The sequence below is a fragment of the Parabacteroides sp. HGS0025 genome, assembly GCF_000969845.1.
Taxonomy (GTDB): domain Bacteria; phylum Bacteroidota; class Bacteroidia; order Bacteroidales; family Tannerellaceae; genus Parabacteroides; species Parabacteroides gordonii.
Window position 1 is genome coordinate 230,237 of the sequence record NZ_KQ033903.1, and the last position, 24,775, is coordinate 255,011.

A 24,775-nucleotide genomic window follows, 5' to 3' on the forward strand; every position below is an offset into this window, starting at 1 on the left:
CGCTTGTTCGCCCTCACGGGATACTTGGTTCTTCTTTAAATATTTGTAGAGAAAACAACCGCGCAGTCAAATTTATTGATTATAAATAGTTTCTTATTTTACGATTGCTTTTACAGCGGCTTCACCTTCGATAGCAACTACTACTACACCGGCAGGTGCAGAGATTGTAGCGTTATCAGAAGAAAGAACTGTGTTAGCGATTGTCTGACCAAGAACGTTGCTGATAGTAACAGTCTTGCCTTGTGCACCGTTGATGATAACTGCACCTTCTTTAGTAATTACGCTGATAGAAGAAGTTGTGATATCTTCGTTAGCAACCGGAGATTGACCTGCTGTTACGTCCATCACCAAAGCATCGTCTTTTGATGTAGTGAAACCTAACTTACCGTTCAGGTTATACAGATACTTACCGTCACCCAAGCTTCTGATTACATAACCGTTAGCAACTTCTTCATCTTTCTGAACGATCTGGTATTTGAAGTTGTTCAAACCTTTCAATACCTTACCGTCTTTTGATGCTTCCGCTGAGATAGTAACGTCTTTGCCATTAACTGTTGTAGTCATTGTGTCTACAGCAGCTAAAGTAGCCTGACGGAAAATTGCTTTTACATTATTCTGTGTTGCATCCATGTAGTATTCCTTATTTGTAACTACAGCAGCTTCGTTCGGATCGTAGTAACTTGCAGAGTCTTTCGTGTTATACAGGAACATACGAGGACTTACAGCTTTTGTTTCAGCAGGAACACCTTTTGAGATAAAGAAAGAAGGAGTCAATGCGTCTACATCGGCAGTATCCAACCAGAATGTTACATCTTCTTCTGTGAAAGAAGCAGATTTCAATACAGAGGTAAGAATAGCATCACGGTTTGAAGCCATAGCAACATAACCACCAATTGTTGATTCGAATGCTGCATGACGAGCTTCTGATTTCAAGCTAGGTGTTGCAGCATCTTTTACGATTACGACATCGGTATAAGCATCTGAACCGTAAAGTCCTTTAGTGTTTGTATCAAATGCTTCAGAACTTGCTGCGATGTTACCACATACTTTCTTAACACTTGCAGTCACTGCGCTTCTGAAACCTAAGCCCGGAGTTGAAGCTACCGGAACCATTGCATAAGTATTGTTTGCATTTTCCTTGAAGATGAAACGCTGAGCTTTGGCAGCTTCAGTTTGTTGTTTCTTTTCTAGGAAATTACCAATATTAACATTCAAATAATTATCTGTTCCATACAGATTCAAAGCATAAGCCACAACAGCAACAGTATCTTTACCGTCAGTTTTCACGACAGTCTTATCGTCTTTATCTTTTGTCAGGTAAGCATACGTATTTACTGCATACAGTGTATCAGCAACCAACTTCGTTTCCGCTTTGCTACGGTCGAATTTAACCAGGCTCCAAATAACATCTGCTGATTCTTTTGAAGGAACATATTTAGTTGCAACACTAGCACTATAATCCATATACAAATCTGTCGGATTGAAGCCTGTTGCATCTGCGTCTCTGAACTTCAACTGAACAACGTTTGTCAAATCTTCATCAGAGAAGTTTGCATAGCCGGCCATCGGGGTAGATACTGCATCGACAAAACGGATGGTTTTAGCTGCTAAAGCATCTGTATTAGGAGTAGCTAAAGTTGCAAAGGCTCCACTACCGGTACCAGTTACCGAAACAATAGTATACTCACCTGCATTTTCTGTAGGATACAAAGATATTTCAACACGAACACCTGAAGTTCCTGCTCCAGCTTCTCTATTTACGAAAGTAAATTTCTTAGTCGCTGCATCATAACCGGCTACAATCCACTGAGCATCCGGAGATGTTGTTTTTACATAATTCGGAGCTTTAGCTTCCAATCGGAAAGCAGATCCTGTAGAACCTAATACCAGGTATTTACCATATTCAGAATCTGAGCCACCCGGAGTTCCGCTAGTAAACATGATATTTACAACAGATTTTGCATCATTCTTCAATAAAGCAGCTCTTACGTCAGCACCTTCGCCAAACTTACAAGGAGCAACGGCTGTACTGGTTGAAATAACATAAGTTGCAGCAGATGTCGGAGCATAAGCATTCACATATAAGTTGCTTACAGACGACTGAGCATCAGTATCCTTATAATCAGCTTTCTTCTGAAGATAAACAGAAGCCAATTTTACCTGGAATTTACCACCGGCATTCTTTGCATCCGGTTCAGTAACGGCAAACTGTGCATTGTCTACAGAAATCTTATTACCTTTCAGAGCACTAGAAGACAATACCAGGTCAGAACCTTTCACCTTTACAAACTTGAAGCCATTACCTGTAGCTCTGTCTAAGTTCGCAGCAGTTTCTGTTGAAGACATAGCGATGAAAGTGGCATTGTTGAAACAGGCAGCAAGAATAGCCAACTTTTCTGGGGAACTGCTACTTGCCTCATCTGCTTCTGCAGCTGCCAGTTCTTTTCCACCTTCCAACACAAAATAAGTAGCAGCCGGATAAGTTTTGCCATCATGAGTACGAGCACTAGCAATCGTCACCGCCAGAATATTACCTCCAAAGATATTATCAGCCACTTCCGGCTTAGCATCCGGGAAAGTGAATGAGAAACCTGAACCTGAACGGTTGTCGTTCAAAGTTTCAGCATCCCATGTGGTGGCTCCGGGAAGGTAGATCTTAGCATCAGATCCAGAAGCGTTATAAATCAGAGCACCAGATGAAATTTGGAATCTATTAGCAGGAGTTGTTGCACCCTGTAATTTAAGAGCTGTTATATCTGCGGTTCCTTTATCTACAACGAAAGTTGTGAGATCGTTACCTCCACCAGCAGGTTCACCAGAACCAGTCGCAGGAGCAACATTAAACTTAAGTACACTTCCATCTTTATCCTTCAATTGGAAAGTAAAAGAAGCTGCAGTACCTTCATTTACTTTCTGAAAATTAAAAATAGTAAATAAGTTATCATCAGTAACAGTACTAGTCGCTTGACCAGCCCCTAAATCAAATGTTTTTACCCCATTTTTTGTTGTCACTTTAGCAAAGTTAGTACCATCACCGATATACACCTTTAACCCATTAGCAAGCTCAGTAGCAGAAGTACCTGCAACAGGGACTGCTGTTGTTGTCGCTGCATTCACATTACTAAACAACGCGCCCACCATCAGCAGACCCATTGTCATCAACGTAGAAAACTTTTTGTTCATAAATTTAAATTTTAATATTAATAATAGTGTTCCTAAAAGTTCTTTTCAATAGAATGTTTTAGTCTTGTCAATTGTTAAATGACTAGCCAAAACGTTCCTTTTTTCTAGTCATTTTTTTGAGGAGCGATTGCTTTCGTGTAAAAAAGAAGGATTTTCATACTAACTTTGCTATCCGGTTGATAAGAAAGCAGATAGATTAGACAAAATAATTCTTAAAAGGATTGCAGATTCAAAATTTAGCAATAACTTTGCATGACTAGAAAAAAGGAACGATTTATCTAGTCAGTTATTTCTTGGCATCTATCCTTTATTATTCAACAGATAATACCTATATTAAAACTATCCTTATTTATATGAATATGTACGCGCGTGCGTTTCCTAATACACTGTGTATCAACACCCGTTTTTTCAGATTTTCACGAACAATTGTTAAACGGGGATATTTTACCGGTAAATCGCGCCATTTGTGCTCCCGAAAAGGCCATCGAATTACTATTTAAACGACAATACCTATATATTGCTATTTTCCCTTTCTTTTCCTCTCTGTTTTTTACCTACAATCGGTGATTGATGCGCTTTTCTTTTCAGCCGACCTTTGCAACAATTAATAAATGGTAAAAAGATTAAGACATTGAAAGCGATATTTAACACACTTATGTTTGCATTACTCCTTGTATTTCTTCCGGTCGCGGCAAAAGCACAAAGCGGTACGATGATCTCAGGGAAAATAGTATCTACGGAAAAAGAGATCGTCGATTTTGCAACGGTCTATCTGAAAGGTACAAATTATGGGGGAACGACTAACGAAGAAGGTATCTATCATCTGAAAGCTCCTGCAGGAAATTATACACTAGTCGTATCCGCCATCGGTTACAAGACAGTAGAAAAACAGGTCAAACTGATCGACGGGCAACGTGTAAAACAAAATATCACCATCACCCCACAAGCGGAAGAACTCGACGAAGTGGTAGTTGTCTCCAACGGAGTCAGCCGCCTGAAACGCTCGGCATTCAACGCCATCGCGGTAGATACGAAGGAACTGCAAAACTCCACCAAGAACCTGAGCGATGCACTGGGGAAAGCTCCGGGGATGAAGCTCCGTGAGTCGGGTGGCGTAGGATCAGACATGCAGCTGATGCTAGACGGTTTCAGCGGAAAGCATGTGAAGGTGTTTATCGACGGGGTACCGCAGGAAGGGGTGGGAAGTTCTTTCGCACTGAACAATATCCCCGTCAACTTTGCCGACCGTATCGAAGTGTATAAAGGGGTAGTCCCCGTAGGCTTCGGGACAGATGCGATCGGCGGGGTCGTTAATATCGTGACCAACAAGAAACGCCGCAACTGGTTCCTGGATGCTTCCTATTCATACGGATCTTTCAATACACATAAATCGTATGTGAATTTCGGACAGACCTTCAACAATGGTTTTGCTTACGAGATCAATGCTTTCCAGAACTATTCGGACAACGACTATTACGTAGATGCCCCGGTGAAGGATTTCGAAACCGGTAGCCTGGATACAGAGAACAAAGAACGTGTGAAACGTTTCAACGATACTTATCACAACGAGGCCGTAGTCGGTAAACTGGGTCTGGTGGATAAGAAATGGGCAGACCGCCTGATGTTCGGCTTCACTTACTCGAATATGTATCAGGAGATACAGACAGGGGTACGCCAGAAAACCGTATACGGCCAGAAGCACCGCAAAGGCCATTCGCTGATGCCGTCGCTCGAATACAACAAACGCAACCTGTTCGATAGCGGAGTAGACGTGGCGCTGACCGTCAACTACAACAAGAACCAGACAACGAACGTGGACACTTCCGCCTACGAATATAACTGGCGCGGCGAAAAGCACCTGATGAATTCGCGCGGCGAACAATCCTACCAGCATACCCGTTCGGACAACAATAACTGGAACGGTACGCTGACGGCCAATTACCGGATCGGCAAAGCGCATATGTTCACCTTCAACCATGTGTTGAACACCTTCAGCCGCTCCAATACCTCGCTGCTGACCAACGAGGAAATGACGGATGCCATCAACAAGGAGACACGGAAGAATATCTCCGGCCTCTCCTACCGCCTGATGCCGTCGGAACACTGGAACCTCTCCGTGTTCGGTAAATACTACAACCAGTTTGTAGCAGGCCCGATGGCGACCAGTTCCACTCAGGACGAGTATGTGCGTACCACCCGCAGCGTCAACTCGATGGGATACGGGGCAGCAGGTACGTATTTCGTTCTGCCCGGCTTACAGGCCAAGCTGTCTTACGAGAAAGCATACCGCCTGCCTACGATCGAAGAAATGTTCGGTAATGAAGACCTCGAAATGGGCGACCTCAGCATCAAACCGGAGAATAGCGACAACATCAACCTGAATATCAGTTACAACCGGACATTCGGTAAACATACTATCTATACGGAAGGCGGCGTGATCTATCGCAATACACGCGACTATATCCAACGTAATATTACCGACCTGAGTGGCGGTAAAGAAGCTGCGACTTATATCAACTACGGTAAAGTACTGACGAAAGGGTATAACATCTCCGCCCGTTACGGTTTCGGCAACTGGCTAAGTATCGGCGGTAACTTTACGCAGATGAACGTACGCGACAACCAAAAGACGGCCATCGGTAGCGGAGCGAACAACATCGCCTACAAACAGCGTATGCCGAACCTGCCCTACCGCTTTGCCGACTCGGACGTAACGTTCTACTGGCGCAACCTGTTTGAGAAAGGCAATACACTGACCGTATCGTACGACAACCAGTATCTGCATGAGTTCACTTATTATTCATCCATCATCGGATCGAATAAAGGGGAATACCTCGTGCCGAGCCAGTTCTCACACAACCTGTCTCTGTCTTACACCCTGAAGAACGGACGTTACAACATCTCTTTCGAGTGCCGTAACTTCACGGATGAGAAGCTGTATGACAACTTCAGCCTGCAACGAGCAGGACGGGCTTTCTACGGAAAGGTTCGTGTCTACTTAGGAAATTAATCCCAATATAATAAATAGTAATAAATTCAATATTAAAACAAAAGCAAGATGAAGAAGAACTTCTTTTTAACCGGTCTTTTCGCTACAGCGATAGCCGCACTGACATTTACTGCCTGTGATGACGATCCTACCAACGGTGGTGGAGACGATGGTGGAGACGATGACAAGAATGCCGAATATGTAATCGCAGCTTCGGTTACTGCTTCCGGAAACACGACCAACGTACTGGTAAATGCAGAGACACTGGACGAAGGTACCATTTCGACCATCAACAACGGTGTTGTGAACGATGGTGCCAGCTATTGGGTATTCTATAAGAATCAATATCTATATGCGTTGACTTACAACCAGGGAGAAGCGGGTGGTACTCGTTCGTATATCATGGATGCAAGCGGTGAAGTTAAGAAACGCTCTAAAGAGTTTGCGGTAAAAAGATTTACCACTTATGGCATCTACGACAAATATATCATGACATCCTCTACCGGTGACGGCCCTACGGACTGGAACGACGAGAACGGTTACACACCGAAAGTGTTCCTGATCTCTTATCTCGATGTAGCAGCTGAAACATTTACCACGAATGACACGAACGATAAAGCGTATCTGTCTGAAAACTTCCTGGGTAACGGCGAATACGTAACCCTGGCCGGTTTGCTGGAACATAACAATAAGATTTACACGGCTGCCGTTCCGATGGGTCTCAGCCAGTTCGGTACGAAAGACCAGAACGGCAAATGGATTAAGGCAGGTAACGAAGACCTGGTGAAGAAAGAGTCGGGCGGTTCAAACAGTAGCGCATACAAGAAAGATGAGTTGCAATGGACACAGTACCCGAATGAATGCCATGTTGCCATCTTCGACAATGCCGATATGACCAGCAAAAAGATCATCAAGACAGATAAGATCAGCTATGCAGCCGGACGTAACAAGTCGCAGTACTACCAGATGATCTGGGCGGCCGACAACGGGGATGTATATGTATTCTCTCCGAGCTTCGCCAAGACAATGAGCGATCCGCGCCAGCAGACTACTTTACCTGCCGGTGTGGTACGTATCCCTTCGGGAAGCACCGACTTCGACGATTACTACTGCAACCTGGAAGAAAAGACCGGCGGAAAGTCTTTCGTTCGCAGCTGGCATATCACCGGCGACTATTTCATGTTGCTGATGTACGACAGACCACTCACCGAAACAGGTTATGTAGCGAACCAACTGGCTATCTTCAAAGCCGGCGACAAGTCGCTGACGTATGTAACAGGTCTTCCTTCTGCCGATCAGATCTCCGGTTTCGGTAACGAACCGTTTGTTGAAAACGGCAAGGCTTATGTAACCGTAAGCTACACGGAAGGTGGCGGCAACCCGGCAATCTACAAGATCGACCCGACAACTGCTGCTGCAACAAAAGGTCTTACAATCGAAGCGACTCAGGTTAGTGGCGTTGGTAAGCTGACTGCTGCAAACTAAGCCGCAAACGACTGAAAAATGAATTGGATCAAGATCCTTCTTATATTCCTCCTGCTCCCGCTAATCCTGCGGAGCCAGGAGGATATTTGTATAGGTAAGAAACAGTCCCTTTACTCTACCGCCTTGCAGGAGAACAGAAACTACTGGATACATCTGCCCGAGAACTACGGACAGGATACAACGCAATCCTATCCGGTGATTTATCTGCTCGACGGTGACTCGTTCTTTCATTCGTTAGTGGGTATCAGCAAGACATTCTCCACCGTGAGAGGGAAGTTCCTCCCGCAAAGTATCATCATCGGTGTGCTGAATGTAGACCGTACACGCGACCTGACGCCTACCGCCTCAGCCGCCGGACGTGACGGAAAGATCGCTCCCGGTGCCATCCCGCAAGGGGGTGGAAGCGAAACGTTCAGTCGCTTCCTGACCGGAGAGCTTCGCGCCGTTATCGACAGCACCTACCGTACCAACGGGAAGAATATGCTGATCGGACATTCCTATGCCGGATTGTTCACGCTCAACACCTTCCTACGCCATACGGAACGGTTCGATACCTATCTGGCCGTCGACCCGAGCCTGTGGTGGGATCAGGGCAAACTGGCGGAAGAAGCGGATGCATTGATCGAAGGGAAAGACTTCGCAGGGAAAAGCCTGTATATCGGTGTCGCCTCTAAAAAGCGTACCGACCGGGTGGATATCCACCTCAACAAAGTAAACCATCTCCTCACGGAGGTACTGCCGCAGGCGGAGAACCTGCGCTTCTTTAGTAAATCATTCCCCGAAGAGAACCACGGAACAGTCGCTATTCCGGGAATATACAACGGGATCAAACAATTATTCGGAAAATGAGAAAATTATTTGCTCAACTGCATTTATGGTTATCCATACCTTTCGGTATCATCATTGCGATCGTCTGCCTAACGGGAGCCATACTGGTATTTGAATCGGAGATACAGGAACTTTGCCATCCTTCCCACTACTTCGTCAAGGAAGTAAAAGGGGAACCGCTGCCCCCTGCCGCCCTGATCAAAGCGGGACGTCAGCAACTGCCCGACTCGATCAAGATAAACGGTATCCGTGTCTCCTCCGACCCGAAACGTACCTGGCAACTGGTATTGCCAGGCAAGAAAGCAGCCGCTTTCATCAACCCTTATACCGCCGAAGTAACCGGGATAGCCGACGGACAGGGCTTCTTCATGCAGATGATGCGCCTGCACCGCTGGTTGCTCGACTCTTACAAACGCGACGGTAGCTTCTCGCTGGGTAAGGCCGTTGTTGGATATGCTACACTGGCTCTCGCCATCATCCTGATAAGCGGGCTGGTGATCTGGTATCCCCGTAACAGGAAAGTACTGAAAAACCGCCTGAAGATAAAAACGAAAGCCGGCTGGTATCGTTTCTTCTATGACCTGCATGTATCAGGTGGGTTCTATGCGACATTGCTTCTGTTAGTCCTGACACTAACCGGGCTTACCTGGTCGTTCGGCTGGTACCGTGACGCTTTCTATACTGTATTCGGTGTCGAAACGACCCAAACGCAGGCACATGCACCGGCTGCCACTCCCGCTCCTTCCGCACAGGAAGCTCCCTCCCGCGAAAGAGGGTCGGGCAACCGGGAAGGAAATCGGGAAGGTAACAGGGAAAGAGGTTCCGGTGAAGGAAGGGAGCGTTCGCAAAAGCGGACGGATTACAGGCAATGGGCAGAAGTATTGTCTACCCTGCAAAGCCAGTATAAAGAATATAACTCGATCACTATCCAGGATGGCTCGGCAACCGTTTCTACCGCCAGGTACGGAAATACGAGGGGTAGCGACCGCTACACTTTCAACCCGGCAACCGGAGAGATCACAGAAGTCCAGTTATATAAAGACCTTCCGAAGTCCAGCAAGATACGGGGTTGGATCTATTCTGTACATGCCGGAACCTGGGGGGGTATGACGACCAAGATATTAAGTTGTCTGGTTTCCTTCCTCGGCGCCGTATTTGCTATCACAGGATATTATTTCTGGATCAAAAAGAAACTGAGAAAAAGAAAGAAATAACGGTAGTCTGGCTTTTAAATGATATATTTGCTTTCATAAAGCATTAATCAGATGAAAACGAGCCTGTTGATCTTTCTATATATATTATTTACGCTGCCTCTGTCCGGCCAGACCCTGACAGGACGGATCGCAGATAAATCAGGAGAACCGATACCCAATGCAACGCTCTATATCCGTGAGATTGCATTGGGTATCACTGCTGATGAGAACGGCGAATTCCGTACCACCCTCCAGAAAGGTTCCTATACCTGCGATTTCAGTTCCCTGGGATATGAAAGAAAAACAGTTCCGGTGCGCATCCCCGAAGATACCCATCTTGTCGTGGAAATGGAGAAGAAGGTATACACCCTCCAGGAAGTGATCATTTCCGCCAACCGGGAAGACCCGGCCTATGCCATCATGCGGAGAGCGATCGCAATGGCGCCTTTCTATCCCACCAGATAAAAAGCTATGAGTCGACAATGTACGTGAAAGGGACGGTCAAGATCGACAAAATACCCCGCCTGATGACATTGGGCGCGGATGGTAAGAAGCTGAAGAACCTGGCAAACAAACTATTCCTGATCGAGTCACAGAACGAGATCACTTTTACAGCCCCCAATAAGTATGAGCAGAAAGTCCTGGCCTTCTCCTCCACGGTTCCGGTCGACCTCGATGCCAGCCAGGCTATGACCGTTATGACGGCCAATATCTATGATCCGGATGCTTTCGGAAGGATCTCCCCGCTTGCTCCGGGAGCTTTCACCTACTACAAATTCTCACTCGAAGGTGTATCGATGGATGGAGACCATATGGTCAATAAGATACGGGTACGGCCGAAAAAGAAAAACCCTAAGCTGGTGACTGGCTGGCTCTATATCATCGAGAACAGCTGGAATGTACAAAGTGCCGACCTGAGCGCCACAGAGCTAGGCGTAACAGTCCGTTTCACGGCTACTTATAATGAAGTCAAGCCGTACGCTTACCTTCCTACCTCCTATGATATCGACATGGATATAGATGCGATGGGCGCAAAGGCGACCGGTAAGTATTACTCATCCATCCAGTATAAAACGGTCGAACTCAACGAAGCCCAGGGCGTTATCCGTCCGAAGGAAAAGCAGTCCCCTACCCAACCTGCCCGGCAAGCGGTCTCTCCCAAACAGGAGAAGGCCAGGAAGCAACTGGATGCATTGATCTCCAAAGAAGAACTAAGCAACCGGGAAGCCTACAAAATGGCTCGTTTAGTGAAAGAGGCAACCGAACCGGAAGAGAAAAAGAAAGAACGGGAGTCGCTGGAAATCACTCCGGGCAATGCCAATGTACGGGTAACGGTAGATACGTTGGCTACTACCCGCGACACCTCATACTGGCAGACTATCCGCAATCTGCCCTTGCAAAAAGATGAAGTTGTAAGCTACCAGATCAGAGATAGTATCAAGCATACGATCGACTCGCTGCGCAGCAAAGACTCCCTCCAGAACCGGACATCCGGCTACTGGATCGGGAAATTGATCAGCGGCGAAGAGATCGCCTTAAGCAAAAAGATCAAGGTAGGTTACAGTGGATTACTCAGGGCCTGCCCGCAATACGACTTTGTAAACGGTTTCTGGCTGGGGCAACAATTCTCGTTCCGCACCGACTTTACCCAAACGAGGTCGTTGCTTATCTCGCCTTCCGTTTATTACACAACAGCGCGTAAAGCAATAAACTGGCAGGTCGACGGCAGTTACAGTTATGCACCGGAGAAAAACGGGAAACTGTCTCTCGCCGGGGGAGAAACGACTGTTGACTATAACAACGAAACAGGCACGATGTTACTGATTAACTCCCTGTCGTCCTTATTCTTCGGCAAGAACCCGGTAAAGTTCTATCAAAGGAAATTCATCGATCTTTCCCATTCGATCGAACTGGCCAACGGGCTGCCTTTAAAGACCGGTCTCAGCTATGAAAAGCGCCATGCGCTGGAAAACAGCCAGTCGTACAACTTCGCCGGAAATACCCCGTCTTCCAACCTGCCGCATGGAAGGGCGGGATATATGCCTGACAACACAGCCTTAAAAGCGGGTATACAGATTTCGTACACACCCCGGTATCATTACTGGAAACATCGTGGAAAGAAGATATACGCCTACTCCCATTACCCGACCTTCTCGCTGGAATATGAAGCCGGGATACCGACAGGCTCTTCCACCTCCGCCTCATTCAGCCGGCTGGAAGGGAGCATTCATCAAACGATAAAGATAAACGAGTTCGACAAGATCGGTTACTATATCAACGGCGGTAAGTTTCTATCTTCCCGGCGTGTGTTTTTCCCGGACTTCAAGCATTTCGAGACAAACGAATTATTCCTGACGGGAAGTTCGCTGAATAACAGCTTCAGCCTGATAGACAACTATGCCTGTTCGACTGACAGGCAATGGTTGCAGATTCACCTCAACTATACATCCGACTATCTTCTGTTCAAACGGCTGCCGTTCCTGCAAAGTACGCTCTTTAATGAGGCGCTTCATGCCCGTAACGTATGGATACCCGGCAGGAACTATGCCGAGTTCGGGTACTCCGCCGGCTTCAGCGACATTGCAAGGGTAGGTGTTTTCGTCGGCCTGTCCGGGGGACGATATGATGCGGTAGGCTTCACGATCAGCCTGCCGGTGCTTAAATCGATGAGGTTCAAATAAAAGACTCAGGCTTTCAATCGGTATTCCGAAGGGGATAGATTGAACTTTCGCTTGAAAGCCGTACAGAAATGCCCCTGGTAATCGTAGCCAACCAAACCGGCTACCTCGGCGATGGTCTTATCGGTATCCAGCAGGTAATGAACCGCCATATTCATCCGGTAGTCGTACAGGTAATTGAATATCGTTGTACGAAACGCCCGCTTAAACCCGGCTTTCAACGTACATTCGTTCGTTCCGACCCGCCGCGCCAGCGTATGCAATGAAGGGGGATCCAGGTACTCGGCACAAATAATATCCCGCGCCTGATAGATCTTATCGCGGTCGGAGACGGAAAGAGCCCGTTCCCGTTTCACGTCCTGGTCGGTAGCTTCACGGATAAAGACGGAAAGGCATTCCACCACCTTCGCTTCCAGATACATCCGGGAAGCATTCCCCATATTCCGGCAATGTTGTATATCGCCTAAGGCAGTAGTCAGCAACGTAGACACCGGTATGTTTTCGGGTGCCAGGAAGAAGGTATCTCCCTGTGCCAAACGCTCATACGGTTTCTCGAAAAACTCCGGGTAACGTTCCGTCAGGTAACGAAAGAACTCCGGCGAGATCAATACGCTTGTCATTCCGAATGTCTCCCCGGCACGGAAATGGTTTAGTTCTTCCTTGTATCCGGAACAGACCATGATATTCGAATATCCTTCCGACCATATCCTCCTGTCGCGCCCCGAGGAAAGAAAGCATTCCGCCCTCCCCTGCTGAACCGAAGAAAGCCCCAGGAAAGCGCAATCCATATTCTGCGACCGCAGGCAGCAATCCTGTTCGCAACAGATACTGTTCCGTATAATATTGAAGTCTTTGCATTTGAACTCGGAGTAGTCGCACTGAAAGAAGTCCTGCCGTACCGACCAGGACAGCTCTTCCAGTTGCCCGGTAGCCGATAGCGGGAAATAGGTGATCTCCGGCACTTCCAGTCTGATGTTTCGCCTGCCGGACGACGAGAGTTCCATGTTCATCATCTTTTCCGTTAGATTAAAATGGTATTCCTTTTCGCGTAAATGATTCGTAGACAAAGGTTGCACATTTGCACCGGAAAAACAATCCCCAAAAATAGGTATATTATGAACAAAATTAAACCAGGGATTAAGGACAACGTGGCAGAAACCTTATTCATTCCCCTACTTTCACGCGCATACGAGAGCCGCCGTAAAGATGCTATATTAAAAGACCCGATGGCCTGCGAGCTGGTCGGGAAAATAGATTACGACTTCGCCAAATTCGGCAAGATTTCCATGAGCACAGCCGGCACGGCTATCCGTCTCCGCCGTTACGACCGGTTGGTAAGCTGGTTCATCGACCGTACAGACGCCGAAGATCCGGTGATCGTACTGATCGGCTGCGGACTGGACACCCGCTACCAACGTGTCCCCAACCGCGAAAAGGCAACTTTCTACGAGCTCGACCTTCCCGAAGTGATCGAGCTACGCGAAAAGCTGTTCCCCATCTCCAAAAACGATATTAACATCAAAGGCTCCATGCTCGAAACAGACTGGATGGAAATGCTGAAGCAGAAGCACCCGCACAGCCGTTTCCTCTTCCTGGCAGAAGGCGTGATGATGTACTTCACCGAAGAACAGGTCAGATCGGTTGTCGGGAACCTGGCTACCCATTTCCCCGGTTGCGAGATCTATTTCGATTTCGTCAGCAAATGGGCGGCACGTAACTCCGACAAACATGAGTCGGTGAAAAAGACGAAAGCCCGTTTCAAGTTCGGACTGAACGACCCGCATACGGTCGAGCAATGGGTACCGGGACTGAAACTGATCGAACGTTTTTATTTCGTCTCCGAAGAGAAAAAACGCTGGGGTTTGCCCGGCCTGATCATGTGGTTGATCCCCGCTTTGCATAAATCATTCGGGATCGTAGGCTATAAAGCCCAATAAAAAACAAACAAGATGAAAGAACAAAAGAAAAAAGGGTTATCGCGCCTGTTCGAAATTGCAGGCGAAAAGAAAGGATTGCTTATAGTGGCCGGCTTGCTGTCGGCATTGAGTGCCTGCTGTATGCTGATCCCCTATCTGTCGGTGTACCAGGTGTTGAATGAGTTGTTGCGGAATGCAGGGAATATCCCTGCGGCCGACAGTGCCTATATGGTGCACTGGGGATGGATCGCCTTTATTGGACTGGCAGCCGCTTTGCTGTTACTCTATGGCGGACTGATGGCGTCGCACATGGCAGCTTTCCGCATCCTCTACGGTTTGCGTGTCAGGCTGTCGGAACATATCGGACGGCTACCGCTGGGCTACCTGAACGGGACATCGACCGGCGCCATCAAAAAAGCACTGGAACAGAACGTGGAAAAGATCGAGAACTTTGTGGCGCACACCATCCCCGACCTGGTGAATGCGGCCATCACCGTGATCGTGATGTTCGTTATCTTCTTCAGCCTGAACGGTTGGATGGCGGCGGTCTGCCTGCTGACGATCCTTGTCGGCATCTCCGTACAGTTCTCCATGATGTTCGGCAAGAAAGCGCAGGAGTTCTTCAAGATGTATTTCGACACGTCGGAGCAGATGAGCGCATCGGCCGTGCAATACGTAAGAGGAATGCCGGTCGTAAAGATCTTCGGGCAGACGGTGCAATCCTTCCGCCAATTTAGTCAATCGATCTACCGGTTCAAGGAATACGCGCTGAATGTCTGCGATGCCTATGAGCCGGGAATGGTCGTCTTTATCGTGCTGCTCAACTCGCTCGTCACCTTCATTATCCCGGTCGGCCTGCTGTTGCTGGACGGGCAACCGGGGAATATCGCACTGGCAGCCGTCTACCTTTTCTTTATCATATTGGGGCCGGGTGTCGCTTCGCCTTTCTACCGGCTCACTTTCCTGGCATCGAACACGCGGGAGATCGACGAAGGGGTCAGCCGTATCGATGCGATCTTCGCAGAGAAGCAAGTGCCCGAACCTACCGTTCCCCAGCAACCGCAAGGACACGACATCTGCTTCGAGAACGTCAGTTTCTTTTATGAGAACACGAAAGAAAAGACACGTACCGAAGCCCTGAAACAAATCAGCTTCATCGCCCGGGCAGGCGAGATAACCGCCCTGGTCGGCCCTTCGGGTTCCGGCAAATCGACCATCGCCAACCTGATTCCCCGCTTCTGGGATGTGAACGAAGGTACGATCCGGATCGGGGGTGCGGATATCCGCAATATTCCTTCCGAAACCCTGATGGATCAGGTGTCCTTTGTCTTCCAGGACACTTTCCTTTTCTTCGATACGCTATACGAAAACATCCGTGTCGGCAAAGCGGATGCTACCGAAGAACAGGTAATAGCAGCCGCCCGGGCCGCCCAATGCGACGATTTCATCCGCCGCCTGCCGCAAGGATACCAGACGTTGATCGGGGAAGGCGGCGTCTACCTCTCCGGCGGGGAAGCGCAACGGGTAGCCGTGGCACGCGCCATCCTGAAGAATTCACCGATCCTGGTACTGGATGAAGCGACGGCTTTCGCCGATCCCGAGAATGAATACAAGATGCAGCTGGCCATCCAGGAACTGATCAAAGAAAAGACCGTTATCATCATCGCCCACCGCCTTTCTTCGATCATTTCCGCCAACCAGATCATCGTACTGAAAGAGGGAGAGATCGCCCAGCAGGGCGTCCACCCCGAATTATCCACCACCGAAGGACTATACAAGCACATGTGGGATGCCTACACCGATGCTTTCCAATGGACATTAAAGAAATAAGGAGACAACAAGAATGAATGCACTTCAAAACATAACGATCGGCCACACGGAACGACTCAGGAAACCGGTCGGCTTCACCATCCTCGCCAACCTGGTCAATATCGTACCTTTCATGCTTTCGATAGAAGCAGTGAACATCATCTTCAAAGCCTTCGACGGCAGCGGCAGCGGACTCGACACGACCCGCCTTTGGGTCATCTTCGGCATCCTGGTAGCCTATATGCTCGTGATGGCCGTTGCCGAACGGCTATCGTACCGGCACAACTTTCGCGGCGCTTACGAAATGAGTGCCGACGGCCGGATACGCCTTGCCGAACATCTGCGCCGCCTGCCCCTGGGCTCCCTTTTCCGGCACGATCCGGGCGACCTTGCCAGTATGATGATCAGCGACTTTACGCTGGCTGAAACGGGTATCTCCCACCACCTTCCGCAGCTGATGGGCGCATTGGCGATGCCCGTGCTTGCTTTCTTCGGCCTGCTGTGGATCGACTGGCGCATGTCGGTAGCCATGTTCATCGCACTTCCGCTGGCTATCCTGGTGCTGACGGGTAGTACCCGGATACAGTACAGCCTGAGCCGGAAGCAGATCGAAGCCAAAGTAAATGCGGGCAGCCGCCTGGAAGAATACCTGCAAGGGATCCGCGTTATCAAAGCCTATAACCTGCTGGGCGGTAAGTTCGAGCGTCTGCGGAAAGCCTTTGCCGACCTTCGCCGGGCAAGCATGCGGCTGGAAGCACTGATGGGGCCGTTCATCCTGCTGTCTATCACGCTGGTACGTGCCGGGCTGACGCTGATGATCCTTTGCGGCGCGTATCTGTTGGTCGGCGGGGAGCTGACGTTGCTGACCTTCGTCATGTTCCTGATCGTCGGTTCCCGTGTGTTCGATCCGCTGACATCGGCACTGACTAATTTCGCGGAATTCCGCTACTTTTCCATTGCCGGGGGGCGTATCCTCAGCCTGATGAAAGAGCCGGAAATGACAGGCCGGAAAACGAGTCCCACGCATGGGGATATCACGTTCGAAGAGGTCTCGTTCGGGTACGGAAAGAAGGAGATATTGCATAGCGTGTCCCTCACGATGAAGAGAGGATCGCTGACTGCGTTGGTCGGCCCTTCCGGGAGCGGGAAAAGTACGTTGATGAAGCTGTGCGCCCGTTTCTATGATCCGCAGCACGGGAAAGTGATGCTGAACGGGCAGGATATGAAAGAGTTGGAACCGGAGTCGCTGATGCGCTATATCTCGATGGTATTCCAGGATGTGTATTTGTTTCAGGACACGATAAAGAACAATATCCGCTTCGGCAAATCGGATGCGACGGATGAGGAGATAGAAGCAGCCGCCCGCAAAGCGTGTTGCCACGATTTCATCACGCGCCTGCCGAACGGGTACGACACGATGGTGGGTGAAGGTGGTTGCACCTTGTCCGGTGGCGAGAAGCAGCGTATCTCGATTGCCCGTGCCATCCTGAAAGAAGCCCCGATCGTATTGCTCGATGAAGCGACTGCTTCGCTCGATCCGGAAAATGAGGTGGAAGTGCAGAAAGCCATCAACACCCTGATAGCCGGACGAACGGTCATCGTTATAGCCCACCGTTTAAAAACAATCAAAAACGCAGACAACATCATCGTCATGGAAGACGGAAACATCGCAGAACAGGGCACCCACGATGAACTGCTAGCCAAAAATGGATTGTACCATAAGTTATGGAGCATCCAGGAAAAAACGGTGGGGTGGAAAGTATAGAAAGATTTGAGTCAATCTGTCCATAGGCTATCTGTTATCAATAAGGCAAGCCTAGTTACAGTTTTTTTTGCCGTCTGCTTCAGCTCAATGTCATTAAGTTAAGCCCTAGACCGCTCTTTTATAATTAGTAAGGGTCACGTACTTGCCTAGAAGTTTAATTGATTTCCTTGTTCGTAGATATTTTCTGCCTGGCCTGACAGGTTCCAAATACCTTTCGAACAAGGAAGTCAATTCCTCCAACAAGCGACAAGCTTGTTCAGCATGGAGAAATAAATCGATGACCCTCCCTTTCATCAGGGCCCAGCATACGTTTTTGTTGATCTTATACTTAATTGTTCTTTGCCGGTTAACGGCTTGCAGATATTCCTCACAACCCTTTTCTATAACCGCTTGAAGGTTGAACACAAATATATTAGCATAGAAATCCTGCTCTATGCTAATAGGGTTGATCCCGCTGAAACACTCTATCTGTAGCTCATTTTTGAGATAGCCATAGGTGGTCTCCACTGGCCAACGCAAGAAATAGAGCTCCTTCAGTATCGGAAGTGTATATGCTTTTGTCTCATAGAGATTCGTTATCAATATCTCGTCCTGGCCATCATCCAGCCGTATCCTGACCAGGCGAACCTTGATCTCTGTCTCCGGTGGAATTTCCACGCCTTGATTCCTTAAACCCTTGATCGCCTTATAAGTGGCTCGGAGGGTGACTATTTCATCTTTCTTACCAGAGGAGCGGAACTCGTCAACTACTTTGCTGAAGTTTGCCTGGGCACGCATCACGAAGTGACAGTCCTGCTTGTTTATCAGCAAATAGAACAACATGAAGGATGGATATCCGCGGTCCAGTAGTAACAAGTCTTCCTTATCCAAGAAAGAGATCAGGTCGCACGCAGTGGTACGCTCGGCCTCTTTGAGTGGGCATAACTTACTTTTAACCACCAGCTTGTTCAATACGTCATAGAGAACTGAGGCACGGGCCGTGGCCGATTTTGTCCCATATTGGTTGGTGCTGTATCCAAAATGCTGCCTCAAGGCCGGCGTATTTGGTAATGACAGTTTTGTTCCATCAATGGCGAATACCCTAAACCCTCGCCACCTCCTCTCTTACCCCTGGGCATTCCGATAATAGGAGGATGTCAGTGCGTCATTCCAGCCACAGAAAAAGACAGGCTTCAACTTCCTTCGCTGTTGGCAAAAGGCTGACTTGGTCACGGTCGAGGAGCCGATATGGGAGAAGAAGCTCTCTAGTTCTACGCTTAAACTCCTTTTTAATAGATTGATATGCAACGTGACCATATTCGAAAAAGATAAACTACGTTTACGCGTGAAATCGGTCACCTTGTTTACGTATTGCATTTTTGTCTCTTTATCACTCATTGTCTTTTGAAAAAACTCATTCAAATCGTTTATTATTTCTATATTTGCGGAAACCATTGGCTTGTTTTTTGATTCAACTATAAAAAAACGGTTTTTCCGTTTTCAATCCAATGGTTTTTCCGTTTTTTTCTTCCCGAAAAAAATTATTATCCATTCAACTTTATTGAACTTCCACTTCCTTATAAAGCTTATCATCATTATCATGAAACACAAGGCTATAAGGGACTTATCGTTTAACTTAATGACATTGAGCTGAAGCAGACGGCAAATAAACCTGTAATAGCCAAGTCACTTTGATATGGGATAGTTCAAAACTGGCAAATAGTGAAGCAAAATGCAATATCCAAACAGCTCTTTGCGTTTTTACAAAAAGATTTATAATAGCGCAATAATGCTTCAAAATGATGCATGAATAAGCTTTTATGCAACGTGTATATCCTGCAAAAGTTGTCTTCCGGAGGAATACATATTACAATAATTAACAATATTCTTTCTTCCAATGCCATTCTCAGTTCAGCTACAAGCAAATTTCATCTCGTTTTAAACGAGTTTATTATTCGTTTAAAACGAGATGGTGGTTTGTTTTAACTGAAATTAGTGTAAATATAAGTTAATGCAGTATTTCCAGGCGGCTCTTTTTACTCAGAATCTTATGTTTTTTAGCAGTTTATTTTTCCAGAACAATCCCAAAACAACACATAATTGAAATATCATTATTTTCAACCATTCTCTTTTATTTCAGAAAAAAACTTCCAATATATCATTCGATCCCTCTATTATGACATAATATTATGGCTATTGAGATTAATCTGATATTACCGAACCCTTCGACGTTTGTATAAAAAGCGACCGCTCTGTCATAATATCATACAGCACCTTCTACGACCACTTGATATATCATTTTGATATTCTGTCTCATCCTGATTTTGGTTTGACTGTAAGTAGGTGGTGTTTATTCGCCAAACCGGGTAATACGTTGCATAAATCGTGTTGTTTCGTCCGATAATACTCCTATTTCGGAAAATTATGGGTGTTTTCCCTTGTTGATTCGGAAAACCTCTTTACCTTTGCAACGATTCCGTAGCGGGCAGCGGCTCGCGATACACGGTTTCAATTACATATTATTGTAAGTATTTTACGAAGATTATTCCTATCATAAAAATCTGGAAAATTTTTAGCACAACGGAATAATGGACAGTAAATGCTTGCGCTGATTACGTATAAGTTCATCTACCATTTTTATGGGAGGATTGTTATTATATCGTATAGGCGCGGGCTGTTGTTCTATTATTGTTGTGCGGGCTTTTCCAGATGCCTTATGATAAATAATAGACAACATGCTCGCGTTTTTTTATGCCCGTTCATAATCATTCGCGGGGGTGTTCTCACCCTTCGTAAAATTAGTTGTTGGATTTTTAATCCCTATTTATAAACAATTAATTTTTTAAGATTATGAACAAAAAGTTTTCTACACTTGTGGCTGTCTTTCTGGCAGCCGGTGCTTGGACGACACTGGATGCAAAGGTGGTTGAGGTAACCAAGCCTGTAATCGGAGGGTCGTATGTTATTGGAAGTGCTTTGGGAGATGGAAGTGCTATTTTATTGTTAGCCGGTAATGCAAATATGGCTAATAATCAGACTGTGGAATCTTCTACTGCCACTTGGGTTATGGAGAGCGCAGATGCTGAATATTCAGGTAAAAGTGCTTTTTATTTGAAAGGGGCAAGTGAAAAGTATATCACAGCGGCCGCTTCTGGGGCAACATTGACATTTGAGACTGCAGAGACTGCGACTTCTAACACTCGCACAAAAGTTCCATTTATTATTAATGTAGATGGTGATATTGCTGTTTTAGGAGATTATGCGAATACTGATCTGCAAAACAAAGAGTTAAAGCTTGATGCAACATCAGCGCTTGTTACTGCTGTTGACAATGGTTCCTATGCTGCTAAATTCGCCGTTTACAGTGAAGATGCTTACCAGGGCCTTCCCGGTTTGGATAACGTAGCTTTTGATGAAAACGGTGCTGTTACTTCTATCACAGCAACAACAGTTGGTGCTCCTTTCTACTTTAATGATGGAACCAACTATCTTTCAGTAACAACTAATGATGATGGTGATTATGTATTGGTTACAAAGGCTGAAGATCAGATTTCATCAGTTCCTAATGCATCACAATCATTAAGTGCTTCTTGGAAGTTGGTTAATGGTAAATTGATTTCTGTAGCCTCAGAGCTGGCTGGTAAAACAGTTGCATTGACAGAAAGTAGTTTTAGAGCTTCAACTCCGAGTTATACGGTAGCTCCGGTAGCTAATGCTGCCACTTTTACTCTTACTGGTGGTGTTGCTACATTGACAAAAGGTACTTCTGTTGTATTAACCGGTGCATCACTGTCTGTGTCTTCTACAGTAACTTCTCTTGCAGAGAATGTAACAATTGGAACAAAAAATGTAGCTGATGGCGTTATCATTGGCGGTACTTATGATTTGCTTACATCAATTCCTTCTGATTATTGTCTGATCAGAGTTGCTCAAAGTGATGGTTCTGTTAAGTTCCTGAAAGCTGGTTCTGCTAGTGGAGCTGCTTCTGTAGCCGCTTTTTCTGCTGCTGATTATGAAAGTTTCTTGTGGAAAGTAAGCGAACAGAACGATAATGATAGAATTTATCGTTATACATTTACTAGCCTGGCAACTGATGCAAGTCAAAAAGCTATTAAATGGTTAGGTGTTGCTAACGGTACAGCTCAGTTTGTTGCCGATGCCAAATATGCAGGTGCATTCACATTGACTCACGAAGGTACAGCTGTTAGTGCAAATGGAACAGTTACCGGTTCTGCAAAAGCAGCTATCTCTTTCTACAAAGCTCCTGTAGCTGCTCAGACTAAAAAGCAGTTGAACGATATTCTTAATCCTGGCTTCGAAGTAACTTTAAAGAAGACCAAAGATGGTAAAGAAACTATCGAAGGTGCAGATATGTTCAATGGACATAAGATGTATGCGGTAGCTACTAATGCAACCGATGTAACAGTTCAGTTGTGGGATAAAGCAACTCCGGATGATAAATCTAATATCTTGGTATTGGATACAAAAGCTGTTGTGGGTGAAAACGATAAATCCGGTGTAAACGGTACTTTCAAATGGGTTACAAAGAAAGCATTTGAAAAAGATCAAGCTGGTGATAAGGACTATAAATCATATTTCCAATTCACTTATAGCCTGAACGATCCGTCAACTGATATGGTTGGAGAACTGAAGGTTATGAATAATGGTTCTTCTGTTTATGGTTCAGTTTATGTTTTGCGTGTAGACGATGAATATATCCTGACTACTATATCAACAGTAACATCTGATACAAAGTTGCCATACATCAAACTTGCTGCAAGCAACGTATATCCTGTAAAAGAATTGGTAGGTCAGTTCCTGAGCTTCACTTATGCAGATACAAAAGCGAATGCAAAAGATAACAATGAAGAATATAAATTTGGTGGTATCCTGGCTGTAGTTCGTAATAGTGCAACAGCTGCACCTGTAGGAGAAGCCGATTACACAACTGTAACAAGCACAGAATTACCTGAAGCACAGTGGGCTATTGTAGATGCTGATTTAGATCAAAACACATTTACATTAAAGAACCGTGAAAATGGCATTCAGCTCGCCAATGTTCAATTGCGTCAGATTGCAGGTGATAAGTTTGAAATGACTGCAGCTGCTAGTACAAATATCAACAGAACGAATGATCCTTCTGATATTGTTATCCTGACTAAGACTGCATTGAAAGATGTCGATATGTTCGACGGTTATATGCAGACAACAGAAAACGCTCTGAGAAATGAGAAGTTCTATCTGGGTCAGTATCATGGTGTAGCCGGAAACAGTACTGCTTACTATGTAGAAAATCATACTGACAAGGCAAGTCACCAGATCGGTATGACTGCTGAAAAAGAAAGCGCCCAGAAATGGAACCTGCGTTTCGCAATGAAAGAAGATGACAATAGCAAGTACACTGAAGTCGATACAGTATTTGTAGAAACAGTATTCTTGACATTGGATTCTGACGGTAAGAAAGTAACGGATGCTAAGAAAAAGACAAAATCTAAATTAGCAATCCTTCCGTACACATTCCAGAATGCCTCAAACAGCGAATTCGTTTATTTCAACGATGGAACTAAGTTGGAATTCTATGCTTGCGATCCGGAAAACAAGGATAATAGCGAAAATGACTATGCAGATGCTACTCGTTTTGCCTTGAAGATGAAACCGAACAATACTTACAATTTCGTAACTATTGCGATGGAAGATGCAACAGACCCGGATAATGTTGTTCCTACTAAGTTGGAAGACAACAAACTTTATGTAGCAAACAGTGCAGATAAGGGTTCTTTGAAGAAAATGAAAGCTTATGCAGAGGACAACAACTCTCTGATGGTAGTTGAAAAAGCTGAATCTCCTGAATACCACAAGATCGCCGTAGAATGGGGTGATACAATCAGCCTGTATCGTGAAGAAAACAATGCTCAGGTATTGCATGAAAAACGTGATGCTAAGTCTATTGTAGATAAAGATACTTTGAGTTTCCTAAACATCGATAATATCAATCAGTTCAGTGTAAACCCGGCTATCTTTGCCGATACTGCTTATATCAACCGTACAATCGATGGCGAAGCAAACACTTGCTACCAGTACTTGTTGGCTGTAAACGTGGATAAAGAAAAATCTTTCTTCTGTCCTTACAATCCGGAACACAATACTGACGAATGGCGTGCAGAAAACGGTGGCCCTTGTGCTGACGCAAAAGAACACAGAGCTGTTTACGGTCGTTTCCTGATCAACCTGATCGATACTGCTAATGTTTACGGTGTAACTCACCTGCACAACAATCCGTATATCAACGAGATCGAAGCTGGTGAAGATCGTGCAAAACTGTCATTCGTAGAAGGTTTCCATGCAGACGATACATTGTATGTGACTCGTAAAGGTGGTGAAGTAGCCAAGATCGCTATGGATTCTCCTGAATTCAATGTGGCTAAGTTTGCCTTCCGTTATGTAGATAACGATGCTAAGACATTCAAGATCCAGACTCAGTACAAAGAATATCTGGGCGACTCTGACATCGATCCGAAAGATATGGCTGATTACTATGCAGATAATGCAGGTCTTGTAACTAACGAAGGTTACCTGAAATGGATCAACGGTACAGTAGTAGTAACTTCAGGTTATGAAAATGGTGATGTATTCGGTATCTCAGAAAATGTACATCGTGATCCGGTTGCTAACGAAGATATCACAACTTCTTCTATCAGCGTAATTGCTCAGGAAGGAAAAGTTATCATCAATGGTGCTCAAGGTAAGAAAGTTACTATCAGCAACGTTCTTGGCCAGACAGTTGCCAGCACAGTAATCTCTTCTGATAAGGCTGAAATTACTGTACCTGCCGGTGTAGTTGTAGTAGCCGTAGAAGGCGAAGCTGCTGTAAAGGCAATCGTAAAATAATAGAAACTATTTATAATCAATAAATTTAAATTTGACTGCGCGGTGATATCGGACAAGAATCA

Annotated in this window: 13 protein-coding genes and 1 pseudogene; 10 read left to right on the forward strand and 4 right to left on the reverse strand. The window is 46.1% G+C overall.

The annotated features are described in order from the left end of the window. Positions 1–93: 93 nt before the first annotated feature. Positions 94–3,183, reverse strand: a complete 3,090-nt coding sequence (locus tag HMPREF1212_RS27510; protein WP_157317060.1) for a DUF6383 domain-containing protein — start codon at positions 3,181–3,183, stop codon at positions 94–96. 655 nt (positions 3,184–3,838) lie between these two features. Between HMPREF1212_RS27510 and HMPREF1212_RS18120 the strand changes: the two genes are divergently transcribed. The 6 genes from HMPREF1212_RS18120 to HMPREF1212_RS18145 are packed head-to-tail and all read left to right on the forward strand — an operon-like array spanning position 3,839 to position 12,359. Continuing rightward, on the forward strand, positions 3,839–6,193 hold the full coding sequence (locus HMPREF1212_RS18120) for a TonB-dependent receptor (protein WP_046150579.1): 2,355 nt from the start codon (positions 3,839–3,841) through the stop codon (positions 6,191–6,193). 48 nt (positions 6,194–6,241) lie between these two features. Continuing rightward, the gene (locus HMPREF1212_RS18125) at positions 6,242–7,657 is read left to right on the forward strand and encodes a DUF4374 domain-containing protein (RefSeq protein ID WP_028727244.1); all 1,416 of its coding nucleotides are present in this window, start codon (positions 6,242–6,244) and stop codon (positions 7,655–7,657) included. Between the two features lie 18 nt (positions 7,658–7,675). Further along, positions 7,676–8,506: an alpha/beta hydrolase gene (locus HMPREF1212_RS18130; RefSeq protein ID WP_046150580.1), complete on the forward strand. Its 831-nt coding sequence runs from the start codon at positions 7,676–7,678 to the stop codon at positions 8,504–8,506. Then, positions 8,503–9,699, forward strand: coding sequence for a PepSY-associated TM helix domain-containing protein (locus HMPREF1212_RS18135; RefSeq protein ID WP_046150581.1), 1,197 nt, complete (start codon positions 8,503–8,505; stop codon positions 9,697–9,699). The genes HMPREF1212_RS18130 and HMPREF1212_RS18135 overlap by 4 nt, the downstream gene beginning before the upstream one ends. A 51-nt stretch (positions 9,700–9,750) precedes the next feature. Then, on the forward strand, positions 9,751–10,143 hold the full coding sequence (locus HMPREF1212_RS18140; protein ID WP_046150582.1) for a carboxypeptidase-like regulatory domain-containing protein: 393 nt from the start codon (positions 9,751–9,753) through the stop codon (positions 10,141–10,143). A 17-nt stretch (positions 10,144–10,160) separates the two neighbouring features. After that, complete coding sequence (locus HMPREF1212_RS18145; protein WP_046150583.1) at positions 10,161–12,359, forward strand: DUF5686 family protein; 2,199 nt, start codon at positions 10,161–10,163, stop codon at positions 12,357–12,359. A 5-nt stretch (positions 12,360–12,364) separates the two neighbouring features. Here the strand turns inward: HMPREF1212_RS18145 and HMPREF1212_RS18150 are convergent, their stop codons facing one another. Next, the gene (locus HMPREF1212_RS18150; RefSeq protein WP_046150584.1) at positions 12,365–13,369 is read right to left on the reverse strand and encodes a helix-turn-helix transcriptional regulator; all 1,005 of its coding nucleotides are present in this window, start codon (positions 13,367–13,369) and stop codon (positions 12,365–12,367) included. 102 nt (positions 13,370–13,471) lie between these two features. Here HMPREF1212_RS18150 and HMPREF1212_RS18155 point away from each other — a divergent pair, with 102 nt between their 5' ends. The 3 genes from HMPREF1212_RS18155 to HMPREF1212_RS18165 are packed head-to-tail and all read left to right on the forward strand — an operon-like array spanning position 13,472 to position 17,846. Continuing rightward, the gene (locus HMPREF1212_RS18155; protein ID WP_046150585.1) at positions 13,472–14,293 is read left to right on the forward strand and encodes a class I SAM-dependent methyltransferase; all 822 of its coding nucleotides are present in this window, start codon (positions 13,472–13,474) and stop codon (positions 14,291–14,293) included. A gap of 12 nt (positions 14,294–14,305) precedes the next feature. Continuing rightward, entirely contained in the window at positions 14,306–16,102 is a 1,797-nt protein-coding gene (locus HMPREF1212_RS18160; RefSeq protein WP_046150586.1) for an ABC transporter ATP-binding protein, read from the forward strand. A 13-nt stretch (positions 16,103–16,115) separates the two neighbouring features. After that, entirely contained in the window at positions 16,116–17,846 is a 1,731-nt protein-coding gene (locus tag HMPREF1212_RS18165) for an ABC transporter ATP-binding protein (protein ID WP_046150587.1), read from the forward strand. A 105-nt stretch (positions 17,847–17,951) separates the two neighbouring features. Here HMPREF1212_RS18165 and HMPREF1212_RS18170 read toward each other — a convergent pair. Both HMPREF1212_RS18170 and HMPREF1212_RS18175 read right to left on the reverse strand, forming a co-directional pair. Then, positions 17,952–18,935, reverse strand: a pseudogene (locus HMPREF1212_RS18170) (IS4 family transposase); the annotation flags it as partial. Between the two features lie 15 nt (positions 18,936–18,950). After that, positions 18,951–19,223: a hypothetical protein gene (locus HMPREF1212_RS18175; RefSeq protein WP_198293289.1), complete on the reverse strand. Its 273-nt coding sequence runs from the start codon at positions 19,221–19,223 to the stop codon at positions 18,951–18,953. Positions 19,224–20,675: 1,452 nt separating this feature from the next. Here HMPREF1212_RS18175 and HMPREF1212_RS18180 point away from each other — a divergent pair. Beyond that, positions 20,676–24,713 carry a DUF6383 domain-containing protein gene (locus HMPREF1212_RS18180; protein WP_046150590.1) on the forward strand — a complete coding sequence of 1,346 codons (4,038 nt, stop codon included), beginning with the start codon at positions 20,676–20,678 and terminating at the stop codon, positions 24,711–24,713. Positions 24,714–24,775 lie beyond the last annotated feature (62 nt).